Annotated in this window: 17 protein-coding genes, 1 tRNA gene and 1 CRISPR repeat array (1 of these 19 only partly in view); of the genes, 15 read left to right on the top strand and 3 right to left on the bottom strand. The window is 44.8% G+C overall.

Features of this window, described 5'->3' with window-relative positions; translation table 11 throughout:
- Positions 1 to 30: 30 nt before the first annotated feature.
- From I3255_RS03120 to hemB, 3 genes are all read left to right on the top strand, one after another.
- Complete coding sequence (locus tag I3255_RS03120; protein WP_238036749.1) at positions 31 to 3,258, top strand: efflux RND transporter permease subunit; 3,228 nt, start codon at positions 31 to 33, stop codon at positions 3,256 to 3,258.
- A complete protein-coding gene (locus tag I3255_RS03115) occupies positions 3,258 to 5,066 on the top strand; it encodes an efflux transporter outer membrane subunit (protein WP_238036748.1) in 1,809 nt (602 codons plus the stop codon). The genes I3255_RS03120 and I3255_RS03115 overlap by 1 nt, the downstream gene beginning before the upstream one ends.
- A gap of 251 nt (positions 5,067 to 5,317) precedes the next feature.
- Positions 5,318 to 6,325: a porphobilinogen synthase gene (gene hemB / locus I3255_RS03110; RefSeq protein WP_238036747.1), complete on the top strand. Its 1,008-nt coding sequence runs from the start codon at positions 5,318 to 5,320 to the stop codon at positions 6,323 to 6,325.
- A 122-nt stretch (positions 6,326 to 6,447) separates the two neighbouring features.
- Here hemB and I3255_RS03105 read toward each other — a convergent pair whose 3' ends face one another.
- Complete coding sequence (locus I3255_RS03105) at positions 6,448 to 7,425, bottom strand: glutathione S-transferase family protein (protein ID WP_238036746.1); 978 nt, start codon at positions 7,423 to 7,425, stop codon at positions 6,448 to 6,450.
- A gap of 313 nt (positions 7,426 to 7,738) precedes the next feature.
- Here I3255_RS03105 and I3255_RS03100 point away from each other — a divergent pair.
- Positions 7,739 to 7,815: transfer RNA gene (locus I3255_RS03100), tRNA-Val, on the top strand.
- A 241-nt stretch (positions 7,816 to 8,056) separates the two neighbouring features.
- Here the strand turns inward: I3255_RS03100 and I3255_RS03095 are convergent.
- A complete protein-coding gene (locus I3255_RS03095) occupies positions 8,057 to 8,281 on the bottom strand; it encodes a helix-turn-helix transcriptional regulator (protein ID WP_095570171.1) in 225 nt (74 codons plus the stop codon).
- Positions 8,282 to 8,431: 150 nt separating this feature from the next.
- On the opposite strand from I3255_RS03095, the gene I3255_RS03090 reads away from it, so the two are divergent.
- The 9 genes from I3255_RS03090 (at position 8,432) to cas4 (ending at position 17,784) form a co-directional block, all read left to right on the top strand.
- The gene (locus I3255_RS03090; protein ID WP_075107543.1) at positions 8,432 to 8,647 is read left to right on the top strand and encodes a hypothetical protein; all 216 of its coding nucleotides are present in this window, start codon (positions 8,432 to 8,434) and stop codon (positions 8,645 to 8,647) included.
- A gap of 11 nt (positions 8,648 to 8,658) precedes the next feature.
- Entirely contained in the window at positions 8,659 to 9,861 is a 1,203-nt protein-coding gene (locus I3255_RS03085) for a DUF3596 domain-containing protein (RefSeq protein ID WP_238036744.1), read from the top strand.
- Positions 9,858 to 10,148, top strand: coding sequence for a hypothetical protein (locus I3255_RS03080; RefSeq protein WP_238036741.1), 291 nt, complete (start codon positions 9,858 to 9,860; stop codon positions 10,146 to 10,148). The genes I3255_RS03085 and I3255_RS03080 overlap by 4 nt, the downstream gene beginning before the upstream one ends.
- Before the next feature lie 10 nt (positions 10,149 to 10,158).
- Positions 10,159 to 10,479, top strand: coding sequence for a hypothetical protein (locus tag I3255_RS03075; RefSeq protein ID WP_238036738.1), 321 nt, complete (start codon positions 10,159 to 10,161; stop codon positions 10,477 to 10,479).
- Positions 10,480 to 10,651: 172 nt separating this feature from the next.
- Positions 10,652 to 13,285 carry a CRISPR-associated helicase Cas3' gene (cas3, locus tag I3255_RS03070; protein WP_238036737.1) on the top strand — a complete coding sequence of 878 codons (2,634 nt, stop codon included), beginning with the start codon at positions 10,652 to 10,654 and terminating at the stop codon, positions 13,283 to 13,285.
- A gap of 49 nt (positions 13,286 to 13,334) precedes the next feature.
- Positions 13,335 to 14,066: a type I-C CRISPR-associated protein Cas5c gene (gene cas5c / locus I3255_RS03065; protein WP_238036735.1), complete on the top strand. Its 732-nt coding sequence runs from the start codon at positions 13,335 to 13,337 to the stop codon at positions 14,064 to 14,066.
- On the top strand, positions 14,063 to 16,117 hold the full coding sequence (gene cas8c / locus I3255_RS03060) for a type I-C CRISPR-associated protein Cas8c/Csd1 (RefSeq protein WP_238036734.1): 2,055 nt from the start codon (positions 14,063 to 14,065) through the stop codon (positions 16,115 to 16,117). Before cas5c ends, cas8c begins: the two co-directional genes overlap by 4 nt.
- Positions 16,118 to 16,171: 54 nt before the next feature.
- Positions 16,172 to 17,065: a type I-C CRISPR-associated protein Cas7/Csd2 gene (cas7c, locus tag I3255_RS03055; protein WP_238036732.1), complete on the top strand. Its 894-nt coding sequence runs from the start codon at positions 16,172 to 16,174 to the stop codon at positions 17,063 to 17,065.
- Between the two features lie 83 nt (positions 17,066 to 17,148).
- Positions 17,149 to 17,784, top strand: a complete 636-nt coding sequence (cas4, locus tag I3255_RS03050) for a CRISPR-associated protein Cas4 (protein ID WP_238036730.1) — start codon at positions 17,149 to 17,151, stop codon at positions 17,782 to 17,784.
- Between the two features lie 52 nt (positions 17,785 to 17,836).
- Here cas4 and I3255_RS03045 read toward each other — a convergent pair whose 3' ends face one another.
- On the bottom strand, positions 17,837 to 17,989 hold the full coding sequence (locus I3255_RS03045; RefSeq protein WP_238036728.1) for a hypothetical protein: 153 nt from the start codon (positions 17,987 to 17,989) through the stop codon (positions 17,837 to 17,839).
- Positions 17,990 to 18,101: 112 nt separating this feature from the next.
- Between I3255_RS03045 and cas1c the strand changes: the two genes are divergently transcribed.
- Positions 18,102 to 19,133, top strand: a complete 1,032-nt coding sequence (cas1c, locus tag I3255_RS03040) for a type I-C CRISPR-associated endonuclease Cas1c (protein WP_238036726.1) — start codon at positions 18,102 to 18,104, stop codon at positions 19,131 to 19,133.
- A gap of 36 nt (positions 19,134 to 19,169) precedes the next feature.
- Positions 19,170 to 19,460, top strand: coding sequence for a CRISPR-associated endonuclease Cas2 (cas2, locus tag I3255_RS03035; protein WP_238036723.1), 291 nt, complete (start codon positions 19,170 to 19,172; stop codon positions 19,458 to 19,460).
- A 247-nt stretch (positions 19,461 to 19,707) separates the two neighbouring features.
- A CRISPR array of direct repeats spans positions 19,708 to 24,618; the repeat unit is 32 nt; unit sequence TTCGCACCTATCACAGGTGCGTGGATTGAAAC (it continues 4,646 nt past the right edge of the window).

Below are 24,618 nucleotides of genomic sequence, written 5' to 3'. Positions count from 1 at the left end.
TTCAAAGACAGGAAGACTTAGGGATATACTATGTCACGTTTTTTTATTAATCGCCCTATTTTTGCTTGGGTGCTGGCTGTTTTGGTCATGCTCATTGGGGTGTTATCGGTTCTTAATCTACCGATTGAACAGTATCCACGTATTGCGCCACCGACGATTTCGGTCAGTGCAAGCTATCCTGGTGCTAATGCTCAAACCGTTGAAAACTCCGTTGTACAGGTCATTGAACAGCGTATGAAAGGTCTAGATGGCCTGATGTACATGTCATCATCGAGCTCTTCGAATGGTGGTGCATCAGTCACGCTCACCTTTGAAAATGGTACCGACTCTGATACAGCACAGGTACAAGTACAGAACAAACTGCAAGCGGCGATGAGTGCGCTACCGGAATCGGTACAGCGTCAAGGTGTTAACGTCAATAAGTCATCCAGCAGTTTTATGATGGTGCAGGCGTTCATCTCTGAAGACGGCAGTATGGATCGGGCCGATATTGCCGATTATATCAACTCAAATGTTCTCGATTCGATCAGTCGTGTCGAAGGTGTGGGTGAAGTTCAGGTCTTTGGTTCTACCTATGCCATGCGCGTTTGGCTTGACCCTTCACGCCTACGCAGTTATAACATGGTGCCATCTGATATCGTCAATGCGATACGAGCGCAAAATGCTCAGGTATCTGCTGGTCAGTTAGGACAGGCACCTGCTGATACAGATCAACAGGTTATCAACGCAACCGTTACTGTTCAAAGCTATCTACAAACGCCTGAAGAGTTTAAAAATATTCTGCTGAAAACAGATGTCTCTGGTGCGCAAGTACGTTTGGGCGATGTAGCAGACGTCGAAATCGGTAGTGAAAACTATAGTATTTTGTCTTTATATAATGGACAAGAAGCAGCTGGTTTAGGTATCTCACTTGCTAGTGGTGCCAACGCACTTGAAACTCGTGAGGCTGTTGGTGCACGTATGGCAGAGCTGGAACAAAACTTCCCGGCAGGTTTAGCATCAGTTGTTCCCTATGACACAACGCCATTCGTGAAGCTTTCTATCGAGCAAGTCGTGCATACGCTTATCGAAGCGATCGTGCTGGTCTTTATCGTCATGTTCATTTTCTTACAGAACTGGCGTGCAACCATCATTCCAACGCTTGCCGTACCTGTTGTCCTATTAGGTACCTTTGCGGTGCTATACGTTGCAGGCTTTAGTATCAACGTATTGACCATGTTTGCTATGGTACTCTCCATCGGTCTGCTGGTCGATGATGCGATCGTTGTGGTAGAGAACGTCGAGCGTATCTTGGAAGAAGATCCTCATATCTCTATCAAAGACGCGACTACCCAGTCGATGGGTGAAATCAGTAAGATCGTTATTGGTATCGCGCTTATTTTGTCTGCCGTATTCATACCAATGGCGTTCTTTGGTGGCTCAACAGGGGTGATTTATCGCCAGTTCTCTATCACACTGATTACCAGCATGGTGCTATCAGCCATGGTCGCGCTTATTTTTACTCCTGCGCTATGTGTCACCTTACTAAAACGTGGTAAGAGTCACGAAAAAGGCAGTACCGAAAAGCAAAAGGGTTTCTTTGGTTGGTTTAACCGTGGCTTCTTTAAACTTAGCCGCTCTTATGAAAACTTTGTCGGCAAAAGTATTCGTTTTAAATGGCTTTACATGATTGGCTATGCAGCCATCATCGGTATCATGGCGGTCGTATTCTTACGTATTCCAGGCTCATTTTTACCAGAAGAAGATCAGGGCATTATGTTTACCTTGGTTCAGCTTCCTGCGGGCTCTACATTAGATGAGACGCAAGACGTACTGGATAAAGTTAGAAACTATTATGATACTCAAGAGACTGACAACATTGCGTCTGTCTTTACCATTGCTGGCTTTAGTTTTGCCGGCCAAGGTCAAAACATGGGTCTGGCATTCGTTCGATTGTCAGATTGGGAGGAGCGTTCTGGTGATGAAAACACAGCGCAAGCCGTTGCTGGTCGTGCAATGGGGTATTTCTTTACTCAAATAAATGAAGCACAAGTATTCGCTATTGTACCGCCAGCAATTACTGAGCTTGGTAATGCTAGTGGTTTTGATTTGATGCTTCAGGACAGTGGTAACCTTGGGCACGACGGGTTACTTGAAGCCCGTAATATGCTCTTAGGGATGGCAGCACAGAATGATCAAGTATCTGGTGTGCGTCCTAACGGTCAAGAAGATTCACCACAGCTCAAAGTCAACATTAACCAAGAGCAAGCGGCCGCTTATGGCCTATCATTGAGTAACATCAATAGCGTCATCTCGACTGCATGGGGCTCAAGCTACGTCAACGATTTCATCGATCGCGGCCGTATCAAACGTGTCTATGTACAAGGTGAAGCCAGTAGCCGTACCAACCCTGATGACATTGGTAAGTGGTATGTACGAAATGAGACGAATGATATGATTTCATTCGACGCATTCTCTAGCAGTGAATGGCAGTCAGGTTCGCCACGTCTTACTCGTTATAACAGCTTGCCATCAATGAATATCCAAGGTAGCGCAGCGCCAGGCTTAAGTACTGGTGAAGCCATGAGCTCAATGGAAGCCATGATAGACAAATTACCTGAAGGCATCAGTTACGAGTGGACGGGTATGTCATTGGAAGAGCAAAAATCAGGTGCCCAAGCGCCGATGCTTTATGCGCTTTCAATCCTCGTCGTATTCTTGTGCTTGGCGGCACTATATGAGAGCTGGTCTATCCCCTTCTCTGTCCTATTGGTTATTCCACTTGGGGTATTGGGCGCGGTGATATTTACGTGGCTACGTGGTTTTGCCAACGATATTTACTTGCAAGTGGGTCTACTCACCGTCGTTGGTTTGTCCGCCAAAAATGCCATCTTGATTATCGAGTTTGCCAAAGAACACCAAGAGGAAGGTTATAGTCTCAGAGAGGCCGTCATGACAGCCGCGCGTCAACGTCTGCGTCCGATTATTATGACCTCACTTGCCTTTGGACTGGGTGTTGTGCCATTATTCTTGGCAAATGGTCCAGGTTCAGGCAGTCAGAACGCTATCGGTACCAGTGTTGTCGGTGGTGTTATCACTGCCACATTATTAGGCATCTTCTTTATTCCTATGTTCTATATCTGGGTGCGTAGCGCGTTCCCGCACAAATATGAGAACAATAAGCCAAACGATAGAGATGATGGCAACGGTACGCCTGACTCGCACAACCCAATGCCTTCTGATAACTATCAGCCTGCAAGCCTTGGAGACAATAGATAATGAGTGCTCAAAATATGTTTATCACCAACTCAGCAGCAGTACCAGTATCTGCTGCACAGCCAGCTATCTCACGCTTGCGCAAAAATGGTAGTCGCCTATTAGGTCTGACTGCCTTAGCAATGAGCATGGCAGCTTGTAACACTATCCCAAAAGCGGATATGAGTCCTGTCCTAGCAGAGCCAAATATCCCCATGGAGCAAACCTACGGTGCGTTCGATGAGGAAACAATCAGCACTCCTGAGCAGCCAAGTATTGCTGCCCAGCGTTGGCAGAACTTTTATAGCGATGAGCGCTTAAAAGGACTGATTGCGTTAGGCCTTGAGAAAAACAAAGACTTTGAAAGTGCGCGTTTGGCAATTGAAAAAGCACGTGCACAATATCAAATCACCGATATCAATGACGCCCCAGCCATCAACGGCAGCGCAGGCTATACTCGTCAGGCGCAAAACCGTGTCAGCACTAGTCCAAACAGCAGCTATAACGTACAGCTTGGTCTTGCCAGCTACGAGCTAGACTTTTGGGGCCGAATAGCCAGCCTAAAAGATCAAGCGCTGCAAAGCTTCTTGGCAACCACTGCTGCCAAAGATGCCACCCAGATCAGCCTGATTAGTAATATTGCCCAAAGCTATGCCAATCTCAGCTACAGTCTGGCACAGTTAAAATTGGCTGAAGCCACCGTACAGAGCCGTGAGCAGTCACTGTTTATCGCTAATAAGCGCTTTGAAGCAGGTATTGATCCCAAGCTACCATCACTACAAGCCAGTGCGTCACTTGAGAATGCTAAGCTAGCGGTACTACGCGCGCAAAGCAGTATTCTGCAATCACGTAATGCCTTGCAGTACTTGGTGGGCGGCGCTATACCAAATGAGCTGATCCCAACGCCTGCGGTCAGCAATATCACTACTCAAAAGATATTTAGCGCAGGACTGCCAAGCGAGCTGTTACGCTATCGTCCTGATGTGCTACAAGCAGAATATAACCTAAAAGCAGCTGGTGCCAATATCGAAGCGGCTCGTGCTGCTTATTATCCTTCGATCAGCCTTGCCAGTAGTGTCGGTGTGAGTAGTAGCAGCCTGAGCGATTTGTTCAAAAACAGCGCGGTTGGTTGGTCATTTGGTCCTAACATTAGCGTGCCTATTTTTGATGCTGGTCGCTTGGATGCCAATTATGATGTCGCCCAAATCGAACGCAAGCAAACATTGGCAAATTATGAGGGTGCTATTCAGACCGCCTTCCGTGAAGTGTCAGACGTACTGGCTACGCGTGCTACTTTGGGTGAGCAGCTACAGTCGCAGTATCGCTTGCAAGATAACTTTGAACAGACTTATCAAATTGCTGATGCCCGCTTCAAAGCCGGTCTTGATAACTATCTAGACGTACTTGATGCTCAGCGTTCTCTATTCTCTACTCAGCAAGGTATATTGGATTTAGAGCTACAGAAAATCACCAGTCAAGTTGAGCTGTATCAAGCCCTCGGTGGCGGTGCTAACCTTGATGTGCCAGCAGTGATTCCTGTACCGCAGCACACCAACTTAGCCCAAATCGTCACTGGATCTGCCAAAAGTGCAAAAGCCAAAGCAACAAATGCTATTCAAGCAGCTGGCTCAGCACCTGTTGTGTCTCCACAAGAGGCGTTAGCAATCAAGCAATCTCAAACGACAAAAACCACCACTTTTGAACCCACCACCATCGTCGATGTCAATGACGATGGTAGAAAAGATGCAGCCGTCGGTGTGGTGACTGAAGAGACTCGCTTCAATGATGCGAGCGTTGAACAGGTGCCTGTCACACAGATTGTTGAGCCTTAAATAATGCGCTCATAATCTCGTGACGTCACCGTATCTTCACGTTGATAGTCGATAAGTATCATCAGCCCTACCGACTTAACTTGGTAGGGCTTTTTGCTTTATTTTGAGCCTTTTAGTTATAGTAAAATCGTTTTATAAGTCGCTTTTTTGAGAAGTTAGTGCCATAAAGCATGACGCCATAAAAAACGACTTATAAAATAATTTTCACTCGAGCAACACCATAACTATTAAAATGATAGTAAGGAATTATTATGAGCTATACGTTTAACCGCCAATACCCTGAAACTCGCTTGCGTCGTCTACGTTATAACGACAATGTACGTGCAATGATTCGTGAAGTCGAACTGCATCCCAAGCACTTTATCGCGCCTGTCTTTGTATTAGAAGGCGACAATCAGCGCGAGACGATCTCTAGCATGCCGGGCGTTGAGCGTTTATCAATCGATTTACTTATTAATTATGCCAAAGAGCTTTTGGCAGAGGGTGTCACCACCATCGACATCTTCCCTGTCATTGACAACGCATTAAAAACCCCTGATGGCAAAGCCGCTTACGATGAGGATGGTCTTACCGCACGCGCAGTCAAAGCGGTCAAAGACGCCGTACCAGAGATGGTTGTCATGACTGATGTCGCACTAGACCCTTATACATCGCACGGTCAAGACGGTCTGCTCGACGACAGTGGTTATGTGATCAACGATGCAACCACCGAAGTATTGGTCAAGCAAGCCCTTGTGCATGCCCGTGCTGGCGCTGATATCATCTCTCCTAGTGACATGATGGATGGGCGTATCAAAGCCATGCGTGATGCCTTTGAAGCAGAAGGCTTTGTTAATACCGCGATCATGGCTTACTCAGCCAAATATGCTTCTGCTTACTATGGTCCGTTCCGTGATGCTGTTGGTAGCGCTGGCAACTTAAAAGGCGGGCACAAAAAACAGTATCAAATGGACTTTGGCAATCGTGCGGAAGCCTTGCATGAAGTCGCTATGGACATCAATGAAGGCGCTGACATGGTCATGATCAAACCAGGCCAGCCATACTTAGACCTCATCCGTGAAGTCAAAAATACCTTTGGTGTACCGACCTTTGCCTATCAAGTCTCTGGTGAATATGCCATGCACATGGCTGCTATACAGAACGGTTGGCTCAGTGATGCTGTGATTTTAGAATCTCTGATTGGTTTCCGCCGTGCTGGTGCAGATGGTATCTTGACTTACTTTGCGTTAGAGGCAGCCCGTCAGCTAAACAATGCTTAATATCAATTAAAATGCCTTTTACATCGTAAAACACCCCAGCTGCTTTATAGTCGCTGGGGTGTTTTTATTGAGATTCTATTTATACTAAGCCGTTTTTGCTCACATGTATAAAACAAACATATCTATAGCTGATCACGATGATGGGCTGTCGTAAAATCAATAGCAGGGCCAATAGGGATGATACGAGTGGGATTGATATTGGCGTGGCTGGTGTAATAATGTTGCTTGATGTGCTCCATATTCACTGTCTCAGCGATACCTGGAACTTGGTATAGATCACGCAGATAGCCCCACAGGTTTGGATAGTCGATAATGCGGCGCAGGTTGCATTTAAAATGCCCAACATAAACCGCGTCAAAACGAACTAAGGTGGTAAATAGTCGCCAATCCGCTTCGGTGATAGTGCTACCTGTGAGGTAACGCTTATCTGCTAGACGTGCTTCCAGTGTATCTAATGCGGCAAACAGCTCAATCACTGCCTCTTCATAAGCCTCTTGTGTGGTCGAAAATCCAGCCTTGTACACACCATTATTAATCGTCGTATAGACAAACGCATTAATGTCATCGATTTCTGGCAATAACGATGCTGGCGAAAAATCTCCTGCTAGTGCGCCAACCTCATCAAAAGCTGAATTAAACATACGAATGATCTCTGATGACTCATTACTCACAATCGTATTGGTCTTTTTGTCCCATAAAATCGGAACAGTAACTCGTCCCGTATAATTGGGTTTTGCTTTAATATAAAGCTCATAAGCATAATCTGCATGGATAAGCGGATCAGCAATCACGCCCTCGCCCTCTGCAAACGTCCAGCCGTGCTCTCCCATAAAAGGATGAACCACAGATATCGGAATGATCTGCTCCAAACCTTTAAGCTTACGATAAACCAAAGTGCGGTGTGCCCAAGGGCAGGCTAGCGACACGTATAGGTGATAGCGATCAGATTCAGCTTTAAATCCGCCAACACCTGTAGGACCTGCACTGCCATCTACCGTTACCCAGTTCCTAAACCCGGCATCTTCACGCTCAAATCGACCACCATTTTCTTCCGTGTCGTACCATTTATCTTGCCACTTACCATCTACCAATAAGCCCATGTTATCCTCCGACTAATTCTAGTTTTCATTGAATGCTTGTTTAACACGAATGACTTTACATCATTGCTATTATGACCATCACATTCGTTAGAGAGATATAATACCAGTTATAGGCGCTGATCCATTCGGTTTCACCCTATTATTAACAATAAAAACTAAACGTGTTAAATTAAATATTTAGAAAACATACATAAAAAACATACTGCAATATTTGATAATGGCGCGTAACATCAAATATTATGATAATAAAATAGAATTATTATAAAAAAGGCTTGCAAAGTCTGAGAAACTTGCTAAAATGCTCAACCTAAATAGGCGTATAGCTCAGTTGGTTAGAGCGCTACCTTGACATGGTAGAGGTCAGCAGTTCGAATCTGCTTATGCCTACCAAATTTAGAAAGCCCCGATCTTAAGATTGGGGCTTTTTTTTGTCCGTGAAATATGGGCTGTAGCGGAAAAGGAAACTATACGTCGATTCAAATTACCTCTTTTCTCACTTTCAGCAAACATCATCAAAAAACGTGTGTGCCCAAATTGTGCCTAAGTTGCGCCTGCTATCTATTTCGCCTTTCTTTCAGAGTAGCACTTTTGACCTCTACCCTAAACTATCTAAAGCAATCTCAAAATTGATTTACTTCTCTTTATCTAGCGACTCGTTAGGTACATAAGTAAATAAATCACCTACTTCAATATCTAGTGCCTCACAAATTTTATCCATAGTGTCAAAATCTATTCTTGAAGTCTGTTCGTTATAGATCTTGTGCACTGTCGACTTACTAATTCCTGTCATCCTTATTAGATCTGCCACCTTCATACGTCGTTCAGCTAGTAGCACTGGTAAATTACATAAAATCATTAATAATTCCTTAATAGACTAAAAAAGTACTTGCATCAACTAACAATAGCTAGTAAAGTAATTCTATCGAACAACAAATTACTTTTATAAAACTATTTGTTATCTCGATAAAACAACCTAGTTATTTAATTGGCTTACAAGGAATTTATTATGTCACATACCTACCTAACTACCCAAGAGCTTTCTGAGCTCATCAAATATAACCCTCGTACTATCCGTAATGAGCTCAAAGATAGCGTGCTTATCGAAGGCATTCATTATATACGCCCATTCGGTGGTCGTAAAATTTTGTACATTTGGGAAGAGATTGAAAAAGATATGCGCACTGGCATTGCCGGTAGCGTCAATGCCATGGCACTACAATAAGGAGGAATAGGATGGCTAGTATTAGAACCCGTAGAGGGAGCAATATGCTATTTGTCGATTTTTACTATATGGGTATACGCTGTCGGGAGACGACAAACCTAACAGACACACCAGCGAATCGCAAGAAGCTTGAAAAAGTGATTGAGAAAATGGAAGCAGAAATCGTTTTAGGACTGTTCAACTATGCTAAGTACTTTCCAAAAAGTGATAAAGCGGCACAGATGGTAGCGTTAAACAACCGCAAGGAATGCATTAGTACCGATACGCCCTCTTTTGAACAGTTTGCAAAATTATGGTTTTCTGAAAAAGAAATTGAATGGCGTGATACTTACAAGCGCAAAATAAAGGAGATTATTGATATGTACTTGATTGCTAAGTTTGGGACTAAACCCATTCATCTCATAAAAAAGACAGATGTATTAGCTTTCCGTTCATCCCTCGCCAAAGTGACTTACGGAAAAGCTAACAAACATCTGTCAGCGGCACGCATCAATTCGATAATGGTACCTTTAGGTATGATACTAAAAGAAGCAGCTAAACGCTATAAATTTGATAATCCTTACTACGATATCAATGCGCTCAAACAGCCCAAAACGGATATTCAACCATTCACACTAAGTGAGGTTTGGACGTTTATCAATGGGGTGAGAGCAGACTATCGCAATTATTATCTGGTACGTTTTTTCACAGGGATGCGTACGAGTGAGATCGATGGATTGACGTGGGAGAACATTGACTTTGATCGACGTGAGATTGTGATCAAACAAGCTTATGTTAAGGGCAAAATTGTTCCTCCTAAGACTCAGGAGTCTTATCGTGCGATTCAAATGTCACCTTGGGTCTACGATGCTCTGAAGGAACAGCAGACCATCACTTATAAGCGATCTGACTATGTATTTTGCGCGCATACAGGTGAACCACTTGATTATAACAACGTAAATAAACGTGTTTGGCACCCTACTCTTAAGATTTTAGGTCTGAAAAAGCGCAATGCTTATCAGACTCGTCATACTGCAGCAACGCTATGGTTAGCTGCTGGGGAAAGTCCTGAATGGATTGCTAGTCAAATGGGACACGCTACGACTAAGATGCTGTTTAATACTTATAGTCGCTACGTACCGAACATGACTAGGCAGGATGGTAGTGCGTTTGAAGCATTGGTCAATCGGAGTCAGATGGCTCAAGTATCTACTGACAAGGAGACGTCACGATGAAAATGATTGATTACGATAAACTGCATGCGACGTTTAAACCTAGTGGCTATGTCAGTAATGGCGCAGATAATATTGCTAACTACCTCATTTGTGAGATCTGTATTCAGTCAGGTACTGGTTTAGCTAGGTTCCTGAGTGTTGATAGTTGCTTTGATAATCATATGGCGCTGCGCATATGGGTTCAGACGCGCTTAGAGGCCAATCCTGACTATGTCGTTGATGATATGTGTAGTCAGCTACAGAGTGAGCTTTACGAGCTACTACCACACACTGGCTATGGATACTAAGGAGAATGTTATGAGTTTGAACTTTGTCTTTGATTCAGCTCTGGATGATACAGCAAAGCGTCTGTGCTATGAGTATTGGTCCTATGCGTCGCCCAGTGATTATATAGCGCATTTAGAACTGCTTTGTTATGACCACAACACGGAGACTGATGTTTTATTTGCTACACTTGCAAAATGTCAGGTTTATTTAGATGACGTACACTGTGAGTACTGTGGTCGTCCCTATCCATTAGATGTCCCAGCAGATATTCCTCATGCAAGGAGATTGAACTCTTGGTTTTGTGAGGGGTGTATTAGCTTTTCTGGTGGACAGCTTATTGTAGACAGATAGGTTTTTAGAAAAAATTTATTGCCAGACAACTTAGGTTGTCTGGTTTTTTATTGCCTTTTAAACCTTCAACGACATCCGTTGTCGTAAATGTTTTATTTCTGTGTTGTTACCCTGATCAAATTAGGCTATTGTCTATTAAATAAATTAAAAACTCTTGTTTGGATTTAAAATCATGGAAGACATGGAAATTCAAAAAAAGCAGTCCAATACTGATAGGCAGAAATTTATTGCGCATGTGCGTCAGAGTGATGGTAGCGAACAACTACTCTATGACCATTTAACAGGTACGGCAGAGATAAGTAAAGCACTAGCAGCCAAAATTGGTTTACCCCTCTCAGGTGAGTTGATTGGACTGGTACATGATCTTGGCAAATACAGCACGGCGTTTCAAGAGTATATAAAAGAGTGTGTCATCCATGCTAACTATAAAGAATTGGGTTTAGATGAAGATGAAGAGGCTGAAATATTACGTAGAGGGAAACCAACTAAAGGCTCAGTGGACCACTCTACAGCGGGCGCTATTTATCTTAAAGAGCAGTTTGAAAAATTAGGCTCAAGTTATCTAAAAGCACATACACAACAAAAAATCTGCCGCTATGAAGGACAGCTGCTTGCGGATATGCTATTTATCTGTGTGGCATCACATCATAGTGGGCTTGTTAATGTCGTCGGACAAAATGCCCAGCCATATTTACTCAACCGCAAAAACAAACCTGAAAAAGACACGCATTATACCCAAGCACTAGAGCGTGCCCAACAAGAGCAGCTGTTTGCGCAATTGGGTGACAGCTTTAAAAAAGACACGCTTAAAGAGTTTCAAGGTATTGTCAAAAAAATCATGGTAGATAGCCGCGCTACGGACAAGCAAAAAGACTTTTATTTGGGGTTTTTGACTCGCTTGCTGTTTAGCTGTCTGATTGATGCTGACCGTAGCAACAGCATCGCTTTCGAACACCCAAACCAAGCCCATCTTTTAGATGACACGCGACCAGACTGGCAAATCGCGATAGATAAAATCGAAACCCTCTATCAAGGCTTCGCTGATAAAGCAGCGCATAGCCCGCCAAACCCAATCAATGAACAGCGCAACCATATCGCCCAAACTTGCCTACACGCTGCACAGTCTGACCAAGGTATTTTTACCCTAACCGTACCGACAGGGGGCGGCAAGACACTCGCCAGCCTGCGCTTTGCTGTGCAACATGCCAAACGGCATAACCTCGACCGCATCATTTACATTATTCCTTTTACCAGCATCATTGAGCAGAATGCTGCTGAGGTGCGTAAGATTTTGGAAGAAGAAAGCCCTGACGGCATCTTTGATGGTCAATGGGTGTTAGAACAACATTCAAACCTAGAGCCTGACGTACAGACGTGGCAAAGCAAACTGATTATGGATAATTGGAACGCACCCATTGTGTTTACCACCATGGTACAGTTTTTAGAAAGCTGCTTTGGCGGCGGCACTAAAGGCGTTAGACGTTTGCATCAGTTAAGTCGTGCGGTGCTCATTTTTGATGAGATACAGACTTTACCAATGAATTGCTACTACCTATTTTGTAGCGCGCTCAATTTTTTGACCACTCACGCCAACTCAAGCGCTGTGCTGTGCACCGCCACCCAGCCCGTACTGGACAACTTACCGATAGCACATAATGGCAGCTTGAACTCTGCTACCGAAATCATTGGCGAGCGCGCTCAGCTACATACCCTATTCGATACTTTACAGCGCGTCGATACTCATGACCATACTAAAAACCCTCAAGATTTAGATGGTTTGACAAATTATGTTAGAGATAACTTTGCTCAATTTAGCAGCACTTTGGTCATCGTGAATACCAAGACGTGGGCCAGTCAGCTTTATCAAAAACTATCAGACACCGTGCCTGAAAACGAGCTATATCATTTGAGTACATCCCAATGCGCTCGCCATCGTAAAGACCTATTAAACCAAATTAGAAACCGTTTAAAACAAGGCTTACCAACTTTGGTAATCTCAACTCAGCTTATTGAAGCTGGCGTGGATGTATCGTTTCGTTCCGTCGTGCGCTTTTTGGCAGGGCTTGACAGTATCGCACAGGCGGCGGGACGCTGTAACCGTCATGGCGAGATGCGTGACGACCAAGACAAGCCTGTTAAAGGGCAGGTATTTATCGTACGTCCAGAGAGCGAAAACCTGAATAAACTGCCTACCATCGCTCAAGGAAAGGCCATCATGAGCAATATTCTGTCCCAATGGGCGCATAGCACATATGGCGATGTACATTTGCTGCACCCCGACATTATGCAGCAGTTTTTCCATCATTACTATCAGACCGAGCACGGTATAAAAGAAATGGCATACCCCATTAAGGACAGCAAGGGTAAGTCTACAGGTACAGAAACCTTATATAGCTGGCTGAGCAGTAACAGCACCAATCCATTGACTAATAACAACAATATACAGCGGCATCAAGCTGAGCAGTTTCCGCAGCTTTGGCAGTCCTTTATGGACGCAGGGCGCACCTTTAAAGCCATTGACGCACCAACCAAAGCCATTATTGTGCCGTACCTTGAGGAAGGACGGCACCTGATTAGTGCCCTTTGTAATACAAGCGTGAGTGACAGCCACTTTTATCAGCTGGTGCGAGACGCGCAGCAATACAGTATCAATGTCTTTGCGCATACTTTTAACGCGCTATTTACCGCAGGCGCGTTACATACTGTCAGAGACACAGGTATTTTTATCTTATCTGAGACATTTTATGACGCGCAGATGGGACTTAATATTGAAGGAACGAGTGAATTGGATTTATTAGCGTTTTAGGACAGACAGACATTGCGCCCTATCAAAATACAAAGTAAAAGGAGAAACTGTGAAAAACCAAATTGAATTTTTACTTACAGGGCGTCATGCCCTGTTTACCGACCCCATCACCCGTATTGGTGGCGAAAAAACCAGCTATCATCTGCCAACTTATGAGGCGTTAAAGGGGGTTTGTAAATCTATTTACTGGAAACCTTCCATCATCTGGTATATCGACAGAGTGCGCGTTATCAATCCTATCCGTACACAGACCAAAGGCGTCAAGCCGATTAAGTTTAATGAAAGCGGCAACGATTTAGCGTATTACACTTATTTGCATGATGTCGCCTATCAAGTGCAAGCACATTTTGAATGGAACATGCACCGCCCCGAGTTGGCCGCTGACCGCATCGATGGCAAACATTACAGTATTGCCCAGCGTATGCTGGATAAAGGCGGACGCCAAGATATATTTTTAGGTACACGCGAGTGTCAAGGCTATGTCGAGCCTTGCGAGTTTGGTAGCGGCACAGGGGCTTATGATGACGTTGATGAGCTGGGTTATGGCTTGATGTTTCATAGTTTCGCCTACCCTGACGAGACAGGCTTGGACGCACTGCATAGCAGATTTTGGCAAGCCATTATGCGCTTTGGCATTGTTGATTTTCCAAAGCCTACAGACAACTTAACGCTAGATGCCCAAAACGGAATGCCAAACCGCTTTGTTCGCACTATGAGCGCCAAAGACTTTGCGCTTGATAATAACATGCAGTCAGTAAGTCAGACGGAGGCCTCTTTATGAGCTGGTTACAACGACTTTACCAAACCTATGAAGCTGCCAGTCAAAACGCCGACATCCAAGCGCAAGACCAGAAGCTGATGCCTTATTATCATGTCAATCAAAACGTGCAAATTGTCATCACCATTAATGACAGAGGCGATTTTGTCCGCGCTGAGGTGTGCCGCGATGACAATGGCAAAGTCAAATCAAAATACCTTGCCATTCCTGCGACCAATGATTCTGCTAATCGTACATCGGGTGCAGTAGCACATCCGCTATCCGATAAATTGCAATATGTCGCTAAAGATTTTTTTGATTACAGTCAGAATAAAAAAGATTTGTACCCACTATATGAAGACTCGTTGTCTACATGGTGCAGCTCAGAATATTCACACCCCAAAGCACGAGCCGTCTTAACTTATGTTAAAAAAGGCACGCTGGTCAAAGATTTAATCGACGCTCATGTTTTGATTATTGACCCTAATGACAAAAGCAAGCTTGCCTACCCTGAACAAGCCAGCGATTATCCCGATAGCCTTTTATCAGCACTCAATAAAAACAAAGGCGTCTTCGATCAAGGGGCAGCCTTTATCGCGTGGAATGTCATTGCCAGTAGTTTAGACACCCCTACTCAGCACGTCACCGAGACATGGCGTGATGACAGCTTGTTTGCCGCATGGCAGCAGTTCTACGCCACTTTAGACAGTATCGATGGCTTTTGTTACATCACTGGCGGCACCAGTCCGCTCGCCAGCAAGCACCCCAACCGCATCTTACGCAGCGCGACCAATGCCAAACTCATCTCTGCTAATGATGCGACAGGCTACACGTTTCGTGGTCGCTTTACCGATGCAACAGGTATGCAGGCAGCAGGTATTAGCGCCGTGGTTACCGAAAAGGCGCACGCCGCGCTATCATGGCTGCTGTCACGACAAGGACGCGAAGAAGCGGGACAAGCCATCGTTGCATGGTCAATATCAGGTATTGAAGTGCCGCAACCAACCAGCGTCGCCGCACCGCTGGACGTACTAGACGCATCTAAGACATCTGACAATGACGATGACGATGACGATGACGATGATGACTTTGAAGAATATGACGATGACGAAGCATCAGGTACAGAACCTACGTTTCAGCATCTTAACGACTTGGGTTATCGTTTTGCCACACATTTACGCAATACTTTACAAGGCTATCGCCAAAAGCTTGAAGCGCATGACCAAATCTCTATTATCACCTTAGAAGCTGCAACTCCTGGACGTATGGCAGTGACGTACTACCATGAAAGTATGCCCAGTGAATATATAGACGCCTTACAAGCATGGTATACGCAGTTTGCGTGGTATCACACTTATAGAGATGATGACAGCAATCAGCAACGACTGGGTATTCAATCGCCTACCCCAAAACAGATTGCGCAGGTTGCCTATGGTGCACGTCTGTCCGATGCGCTAAAAAAACAAGTGGTCGCTCAAGTATTGCCCTGTATCGTTGAGGGAGAAGCACGCCGCTTTCCTAGACAGCTGGTCGAGCTGTGCATCAAACGCGCTTGTAACCCGCTGGCACTTGAGCACTGGGAATGGGAACAAGCGCTAAGTACGGCGTGCGCCTTATACCGTGGCTATTATTTAAGACAATCAGACAATAAAAAAAGGAGCTATACCGTGGCACTACAACCTGAGCTTACCAGCCGAGACTATTTGTATGGACGTTTATTGGCAGTTGCTGAAGATATTGAAAGCCTCGCGCTATATGTCGCTGGAGAAAAGCGCAACACCACCGCCCAGCGCTATATGCAACAGTTCGCCAATCGACCTTTTACCACATGGCGCAACATTGAGCTGGCACTAAAGCCTTATGAAAACCGCCTAAAGTCCAATCGCGGTGGCTACTTGGCTAAAAAACAGCAGCTGATTGATGAAATCATGAGTGCGTTTACCAGCGACCGTTTTACCGATGATTCGGCATTATCGGGAGAATTTTTATTAGGGTATCACAGCCAAAAAATGCAATTTAAATTAGACAAAGAGCACGCGAAAGCCAAAGTAGAAAATGATAGCGATGCTGCATAATCCAGTCAACACTTAGCGACATCCTATTTTCAATGATAAATAAAAGGAAACCTTATGAGCGCCAACGAAAATACCTTAAACCATAAAATTGACTTTGCCATCATTATCGCAGTGAATAATGCCAATCCAAACGGCGACCCCCTAAACGGTAACCGTCCTCGTACTGACTTTGCAGGGAATGGCGAGATTACTGATGTGTGTCTAAAACGCAAAATCCGTGACCGACTACAAGAGGCGGGCGAAACGATTTTTGTACAGTCGGATGAAAAAAAAACTGATGGCATGACCAGCTTAAAAAATCGTGCTTATGACGAAGACGTTGGTTTAGGCAAAAATGCTTTTGAAGCCAACAAAAAAGAAAACATTGAAGCCAAACGTGATGAAACAGCGCAAAAGGCTTGTGAAAAATGGTTCGATGTACGTGCTTTTGGTCAAGTGTTTGCCTTTAAAGCGGATACTAAGAATGCCGATGGTGTCTCTATTCCTATCCGTGGTCCCGTCAGCATTCAATCTGCCTTTAGCTTACAGCCTGTTGATATCACCAGTACCCAAATTACCAAGAGCGTCAGTGGTGAAGGCGATGGTACGAAAAAAGGCAGCGACACTATGGGTATGAAGCACCGCGTGGATAAAGGCATCTATGTGACTTATGGTGCGATTACGCCACAACTGGCTGAACGTACAGGCTTTAGTGATGCTGATGCCGACAAGATCAAAGAGATACTCCCTAAGCTGTTCGAAGGGGACGCTTCCTCTGCTCGTCCTGAAGGCAGTATGCAGGTCAAAAAGGTCATTTGGTGGGAGCATAGCAGCAAATCAGGGCAACACTCATCTGCTAAAGTACATCGCAGTTTAAAGGAGTTGCTTGATGATAACGGTGAATTTGATGAAGATGCGTTAAAGTCAGTATTAGAAGGATTAGAGCCTGAGATTATTGAAGGGTTTTAAGCCCTTTTAACTTTTGAAATTTGAGTAAACTTTATCAAATAAGGTTTACTCAAAACTTATTATTAACTCAGAGCCGAACCCTTATGCAAACCCTTTACCTATCCCGCTTGCAGCATTATTTATTCTGTCCGCGTCAGTTTGCGCTGATTGAACTTGAATGCGCGTGGGCGGAAAATGTCTTTACTGCCGAAGGGCAAGTCATGCACGAAAAGGTCAACTCTGGCGGACATGATACGCGTGGCAATATAAAGACCGTGCGCACGCTACCACTTGGGCATCGCGCACTTGGCTTAGAGGGGGTTGCTGATGTGGTCGAATATCACACCGATGATACAGGCACACAAATTCCGTTTCCTATCGAATACAAACGCGGCAAACCCAAATCGCACCGTGCCGATGAGGTGCAGCTTTGCGCTCAAGCATTGTGTTTAGAAGACATGCATAAGTGCATCGTTCCCAAAGGCGCTTTGTTTTACGGTAAGACACGTCGCCGTCATGCTGTCGATTTCGATGATGAACTGCGACAAATCACCTTGGACGCTATCAATGACTGTCGGCACATTATAGAGAGTGGACAGACGCCTAAACCAACCTACAACACCAGTAAGTGTCGCAACTGCTCTCTTAAAGACATCTGTCATCCAAAAATATTTAATAAAAATGCAACGGCTTGGTTGTCCAAAAAAATAGCGAGCAGTTTGGATGAAACCAATCACTGATAGTGGTATTAATCTTTCAGAATACTGGTTACTAGTTACTAGTTACTAGTTACTAGTTACTATCTTTAGGCTGAGCATCATTCTTAGGCTCTTGTGGATTTAACTGCTTGCCTTTATTACCTTGATTTTGATCATAAGCTTCGTTTGTACCGTCAGTACCTTTATTCGGGTTTTGCATATCAGCTTCGTTGTTAGATTTACTCATATTTCATTCCTTGATAGTAGTTAAACGTTGTCTTATTTAACTTAGCACAATAGAAAATGATATTCAAAACCAAAGTAGCGTTAGGAACTCAATCCAATCTTTAGGAACTCATATGCGACCTTTAAAAAACACGTTATTCGTTCAGACTCAAGGGGCTTGGCTCAACAAACAGGGCGAAAACGTGGTTATGAACATTGATTATGAGGTTAAAGGTCGCGTGCCCATTCATAAGCTAGACGCAATTGTCTGTTTTGGGCAAGTATCGATATCGCCCGCATTGATGGCGCATTGTACGGATAACGCTATCACCATTACCCATCTCAACCAATATGGTAAGTTCCAAGCGCGTATCGAGGGCGCAGTCAGTGGCAACGTATTATTACGCCGTGAGCAGTACCGTATCAGTGATAACCCTGAACGGGTTCAGCCTATTTGCCACAGTATTATTTTGGGCAAAGTCCACAACCAGCGCCAAGTCATCCGCCGCTACCTACGAGACTATAAATCACAATTGGATACGCCCATTATTAATAGTTTGGAAGCAGCGCAACAACGCTTAGGATACGGACTCAATAAAATTCTTGCGACCCAAAACTTGCCCGACCTGTTAGGCCGTGAGGGTGAGATGGCCAGTGTTTATTTTAGTGTGTTTCCGCATCTGATCCGCAATCCTGATTTTCACTTTCCCAAACGCACACGTAACCCGCCCACTGACGCTGTCAATGCGCTGCTCTCTTTTACCTATACCTTGATGACGCATGACTGCCGTAGTGCGCTCGAAGCCGTTGGGCTTGACCCTGCTTGTGGTGCGTTTCACCAATTAAGACCCGGGCGCCCTTCTCTCGCACTCGATTTGGTTGAAGAGTTCCGTCCTATCGTTGATCGTTTTGTGTTGTCTCTTATCAATAAAAAACAATTGGGCAAATCTGATTTTAAACAAGAAGCCAATGGTGCGGTTTGGTTAAAAGATGAAGCGCGACAAACCTTCTTTAAGGCGTGGCATGATCGTAAACAGCAAACCATTTATCATGAGTGGTTTGAGGAAACAGTGCCCTTTGGGTTATTACCTCACTTACAAGCGACAATCATGGCACGGCATATCAGAGGCGATATCGATGCTTATATTCCTTTTTTATGGAAATAGATCACCAAAATAAGAATAGGAAAAAAGGTTACTATTATGATGATATTGGTCACTTACGATATTAGCTCAGAGGGCACCTCCAGTGCCAAGCGTCTGCGTCACGTTGCCAAGCATTGCCTAAACTATGGTCAACGAGTGCAGTACTCCGTGTTTGAGATCGAAGTCAATCCTGCTGAATGGACGACACTTAGAGCAAAGCTTGAAGACATCATTAATCCTGAGGTGGACAGTCTGCGTTATTATTATCTTGGTAAAAATTGGCAAAATAAAGTGGAACACATTGGGGCAAAACCTGTGCTAGACTTAAATGATGTCTTATTGTTTTAATTACTTTATAAGCGTCAAAACGTAATATTTGACTATCACAAGGTCAATGCGAGCCTATAGCATACATAAAATCTCTAGAGGATTCGCAAAAGGGTTACAATGCTATTTAACAACTTGATTTTATTACCCATATTTTATGACAATAAAGTTTTGGTAAGCGATATGCTTGCCAAATTCGCTTATGGTTTAGACGTTCGCAAATTTCAAGGTTTTTTCTTAACCTTATTAGCGACTTAGACTATGGGCTTTCGCACCTATCACAGGTGCGTGGATTGAAACAATCATGTCACCGAATGAGGCTAGAGCCGAGGTTTCGCACCTATCACAGGTGCGTGGATTGAAACACGAACGCGACAAAAAGGTATGGGGGCTGGATTTCGCACCTATCACAGGTGCGTGGATTGAAACCTCAGCTACTGCCACAAACTCCGACGGCGCGATTCGCACCTATCACAGGTGCGTGGATTGAAACGGCTCGGCATTTACCGCAGATGAGGCAGAGTGGTTCGCACCTATCACAGGTGCGTGGATTGAAACATATATCTTGCGCTCAATCTCATTATCTAAGTTTTCGCACCTATCACAGGTGCGTGGATTGAAACGTTATGTAGCGCTTGTATCATCACTTTAGGTATTTTCGCACCTATCACAGGTGCGTGGATTGAAACTGGAAAATTAACACTAGACCAAAAACTACCTTCTTCGCACCTATCACAGGTGCGTGGATTGAAACACCGCTTAAAGCGTCAAGTGACATTTGAGGTTGTTCGCACCTATCACAGGTGCGTGGATTGAAACACCACTTGCTCGTAAATCTCTTGAAAGGTCTTGATTCGCACCTATCACAGGTGCGTGGATTGAAACAGATGAGTGGCTTGAAGCGCGTCTAGGATTGCTTCGCACCTATCACAGGTGCGTGGATTGAAACATGACAGATAGAGAGTTTTACCAATCTGCCTTAGTTCGCACCTATCACAGGTGCGTGGATTGAAACCTTTTTAAATAGTCCGTTTCAAGGCTACAAAGCTTCGCACCTATCACAGGTGCGTGGATTGAAACATGCGAGTCAGCCTATCATGGCATGGTCAGTGTTCGCACCTATCACAGGTGCGTGGATTGAAACCATAACAATAAATCAATGCCTTATAGTTTTGAATTCGCACCTATCACAGGTGCGTGGATTGAAACTAAAGTCTGTTAAAAAGCATTGTTAAGGCAAAAGTTCGCACCTATCACAGGTGCGTGGATTGAAACAGCTAAACGAGCCGACCAAGCATTGATTAAAGACTTCGCACCTATCACAGGTGCGTGGATTGAAACGACAGTGACGGAGCTTTTATTAATAGCATCATTTTCGCACCTATCACAGGTGCGTGGATTGAAACATCAAAGATTTGCCGACATTGGCGGTACTAGCACTTCGCACCTATCACAGGTGCGTGGATTGAAACTTTCTGATTTAATCGTGGGTTTAGATGAAGGGTTCGCACCTATCACAGGTGCGTGGATTGAAACAATAGGAGTTATAACGATGGGCAAATTATTATACTTCGCACCTATCACAGGTGCGTGGATTGAAACGCTCATAGAGGGCGTGGACTTGGTAGGTATGATTTCGCACCTATCACAGGTGCGTGGATTGAAACTCGTTGTAAACCTCGTCGCGGTACAAAAACATATTCGCACCTATCACAGGTGCGTGGATTGAAACGTAAAATTCATGTCAAACAATATGCAAAGGCAATTCGCACCTATCACAGGTGCGTGGATTGAAACACTCTTTTAGGGCGAAATTGCCCGAGTGAAATTTTTCGCACCTATCACAGGTGCGTGGATTGAAACTACCACCTGCCCTACTGGGTTCAAGTGGTCATGTTCGCACCTATCACAGGTGCGTGGATTGAAACATAGTAGAAGGCATTGCTAGCACCCCTACCCTATTCGCACCTATCACAGGTGCGTGGATTGAAACTAATAATGCACCGTCATCGGTAAATATATTTGCTTCGCACCTATCACAGGTGCGTGGATTGAAACTTGTCTGCCACTGCTGGCACTGATGCAACCCCTTTCGCACCTATCACAGGTGCGTGGATTGAAACTTATGACGAAACTTTACCGAGCGCGTTAAGCAGTTTCGCACCTATCACAGGTGCGTGGATTGAAACATAGTATGGCAAGTAATATCAGGTCAAGCAATGATTCGCACCTATCACAGGTGCGTGGATTGAAACAATCAAACACAGAGCGCCTTAAAAGCTGGCTATTTCGCACCTATCACAGGTGCGTGGATTGAAACGCTATATACACTGATGAAGTAGTAGAAGCTAAGAATTCGCACCTATCACAGGTGCGTGGATTGAAACATTGTATTAAATATAACATCATATCAGGTCTTTTCGCACCTATCACAGGTGCGTGGATTGAAACTATCACTCACCGTATAGGTGATTTAATAAATATTCGCACCTATCACAGGTGCGTGGATTGAAACCTACAGGGAAGAAAGACCCCACATTGGCTGATTTCGCACCTATCACAGGTGCGTGGATTGAAACTTTATTCATCCAAATGATTTGGCTAAGGGTGATTTTCGCACCTATCACAGGTGCGTGGATTGAAACAAGTGATGCCAACAAGTACGTACAGAGGCAATTTCGCACCTATCACAGGTGCGTGGATTGAAACAGATATTTTGCTGTTTATCAGACCAAACCGAAATTCGCACCTATCACAGGTGCGTGGATTGAAACCGCAAGCTGATGCCAGCGAGGTTGAGCGATTAAATTCGCACCTATCACAGGTGCGTGGATTGAAACGATTCAAAACACTAGATACGAAGATGCTATAGCTGTTCGCACCTATCACAGGTGCGTGGATTGAAACTACGAGCAGACAGGCGGCGATATTTCAGGCTTTTCGCACCTATCACAGGTGCGTGGATTGAAACACTCTCATACATGGCATCGATAAAGGCTTTCAGTTCGCACCTATCACAGGTGCGTGGATTGAAACGGCTCGGCATTTACCGCAGAGGAGGCAGAGTGGTTCGCACCTATCACAGGTGCGTGGATTGAAACCGCGCATGGGTGTAGCGATACCGAGAAACATCATTCGCACCTATCACAGGTGCGTGGATTGAAACTGCCAAGCTCTAGTTGTACGTTTTGAGCAGGATTCGCACCTATCACAGGTGCGTGGATTGAAACGCGCAGATGGCGCAGGAATGGCTGCAAGGTCAGTTCGCACCTATCACAGGTGCGTGGATTGAAACAGCAGCAGCAGCACGCTCATTGGCAGCAGTAACTTCGCACCTATCACAGGTGCGTGGATTGAAACGTGCATACGCTACCAATCACTACATTAATTCGGTTCGCACCTATCACAGGTGCGTGGATTGAAACCAAAAATCAATCAGTAACTCTGCTGATTTGTTGTTCGCACCTATCACAGGTGCGTGGATTGAAACGATTTAGGCAGAAAAGACGGTTATCTGATTGTCGTTCGCACCTATCACAGGTGCGTGGATTGAAACAGCGCAACGGTGATATGTGCTCAATGCGTTGGGATTCGCACCTATCACAGGTGCGTGGATTGAAACGCCCTGCTTGGTATACTTTGGCGGTCTGAAAGTTCGCACCTATCACAGGTGCGTGGATTGAAACTTTGTATGCACATAAGACGACTTGGTGAGGCTGTTCGCACCTATCACAGGTGCGTGGATTGAAACTGCAAAGTTGAAATGTATTGCAGATACATCAGATTCGCACCTATCACAGGTGCGTGGATTGAAACCACCTAATCATATACTTATTGGGGCATTCCACGTTCGCACCTATCACAGGTGCGTGGATTGAAACTCTTACATAACGGCTGAGGTTGTAATGCAAGCCTTCGCACCTATCACAGGTGCGTGGATTGAAACTCGACAATAAAAACCCGTTTGATATGCTTTTGGCGATTCGCACCTATCACAGGTGCGTGGATTGAAACTGCACCATTCCCTTATAATTTGGGCGCGGTCGCTTCGCACCTATCACAGGTGCGTGGATTGAAACTTGGCACTGGCTGCTGGTTCGCGCTTGTTAAAAATTCGCACCTATCACAGGTGCGTGGATTGAAACGCTTTTTTCAGCCTGCTGCTTAGCAATCACTTTTCGCACCTATCACAGGTGCGTGGATTGAAACCAGTAGTCGGGCATCTCTACTTCTGGGATACCTTTCGCACCTATCACAGGTGCGTGGATTGAAACTTTAGCCAAACGTCAGAAGAAGGTATTGCACTAGCTTCGCACCTATCACAGGTGCGTGGATTGAAACGAGCGAGCTTAATGTACTCAAAAGTTAAGCCTATTCGCACCTATCACAGGTGCGTGGATTGAAACCCACTACCGGTGGTAAATCCGCTAGATGACTCTTTCGCACCTATCACAGGTGCGTGGATTGAAACGGTTGCTAGTGTCTTGCTATAAACCGTCGTTACGCCTTCGCACCTATCACAGGTGCGTGGATTGAAACATGTGGACAGAATAAACACCCGCAATCGTGAACGTTCGCACCTATCACAGGTGCGTGGATTGAAACTTAAACCTTCAGCTAAACCTTTTACAGCCTTAGCTTCGCACCTATCACAGGTGCGTGGATTGAAACTTTACGGTTTAGGTGAAGGTGAAATATCAGGTATTTTCGCACCTATCACAGGTGCGTGGATTGAAACTTAATACATATTGAAGGTCGAGGCGGCATCGATTCGCACCTATCACAGGTGCGTGGATTGAAACATGCGTATATCAGCAAACAGGGTGTTTGGGTCTTCGCACCTATCACAGGTGCGTGGATTGAAACTGATATCAAACCTTCAAAAATAAATTCATGGTTTCGCACCTATCACAGGTGCGTGGATTGAAACCATCACCGGTGGTAAATCCACTAGACGACTCTAGTTCGCACCTATCACAGGTGCGTGGATTGAAACAATATCAAAACCCATCATGTAAGCGACACCAGTTCGCACCTATCACAGGTGCGTGGATTGAAACCGTTATTAATGATTAATGATTGACCCACAAGCGTTCGCACCTATCACAGGTGCGTGGATTGAAACCGTAATAATCCGTTGACCGTTCCTATTCGCTTTTTCGCACCTATCACAGGTGCG

Source organism: Psychrobacter sp. Ps6, assembly GCF_022129235.1.
Taxonomy (GTDB): domain Bacteria; phylum Pseudomonadota; class Gammaproteobacteria; order Pseudomonadales; family Moraxellaceae; genus Psychrobacter.
Note: the sequence above shows the minus strand (reverse complement) of the source record. Positions and strands in the feature narration are given on the sequence as shown.